This is a genomic window from Endozoicomonas sp. Z74 (genome assembly GCF_057680865.1).
Window position 1 is genome coordinate 1 of the sequence record NZ_JBLYZI010000248.1, and the last position, 1,163, is coordinate 1,163.

Sequence of the window (1,163 nt, forward strand, 5' to 3'; positions counted from 1 at the left end):
AGGAGTTACCCACGAATTGTGGACACCCCGCTAAGTTAGATTACAGTCTAACTGGGAGGTGTATCATGAGCCGATATAGAAACCCTGCTTATACCGAAGAGTTCCGAAAAGAAGCTGTTCGTCTGGCAGGCTTACCAGACCACAAAGCTTCTGCTGTTGCTGAACAGCTCGGTATCAGCGTACAGCAGATCTACAATTGGAAACGTCAGTTCACACGTTTATCTGATAAACAGTTCAACTCGCTCAATGGCGTTGACTACTCGAAGAAAGAATCCGAAGAAGTTCGCCGTCTCAAGCGTGAGAACACACGACTACAACAAGAGAACGAATTCTTAAAAAAGGTCTCTGCGTACTTCGCGAAAAGCCAGGAATGAAGTACGCCCTGATCGCCAGGTACCGGGCTACCTACACCCTGGTGCTTATGTGCCGGGTCATGAGTGTCTCTCGTTCTGGCTTTTATCGATGGCAAGCTGCCGGTGAGAACAACCGTCAACTGCGTCGCAAAAAGCTTGAGGCGGCGGTTATGGTGACCTTCAAATCCTACAAGGCCAGGTATGGGGCTCCGCGGATCACCCGGGAATTGAATGCTTTGGGTATACAGTGTTGTGTGAATGCTGTGGCCCGCCTGATGCAACAGGCTGGCATCAAGGCGCGTAACGGCAAGTCATTTAAATACTCACCCAGTGCTGAAGCCATCTACGGCGTGGCGGATAATCAGCTGAATCGTCGTTTCAGCGCTGGAGGGCCGAACCGGAAGTGGACAACTGATATCACCTATATCTGGGTTAAAGATAGATGGCTGTATCTTGCCGCCGTCATGGATCTCTACTCTCGCAAAATCGTCGGCTGGTCGCTCGATACAACGATGACAGAACAGCTCATCACACGGGCCTTGGAAATGGCATTTGCACAGCGGAACATACAGCCTGGTTTAATGATCCACTCGGATCGTGGCGTACAGTATCGGGCAACACGGTATCAAAGCCTTATACGACGCAACGGATGTGAACCTAGCATGAGTCGACAAGGTAACTGTTGGGATAATGCGGCTATGGAATCGTTTTTTAGTCGACTCAAAGTTGAGTTGGTTTATGCGGAGCGGTTTCAAACACTTGATCAGGCCCGATCCAGTATCTTCGAGTACATCGAAATGTTCTATAACA

General features: G+C 49.5%; 2 protein-coding genes. Both read left to right on the forward strand.

Features of this window, described 5'->3' with window-relative positions:
* Positions 1 to 65: 65 nt before the first annotated feature.
* Positions 66 to 374 carry a transposase gene (locus ACNRUY_RS26555; protein WP_488114673.1) on the forward strand — a complete coding sequence of 103 codons (309 nt, stop codon included), beginning with the start codon at positions 66 to 68 and terminating at the stop codon, positions 372 to 374.
* Positions 371 to 1,163, forward strand: a 793-nt coding sequence (locus ACNRUY_RS26560) for an IS3 family transposase (RefSeq protein ID WP_488114674.1), incomplete at its 3' end; no start/stop codon positions are given. The genes ACNRUY_RS26555 and ACNRUY_RS26560, both read left to right, overlap by 4 nt.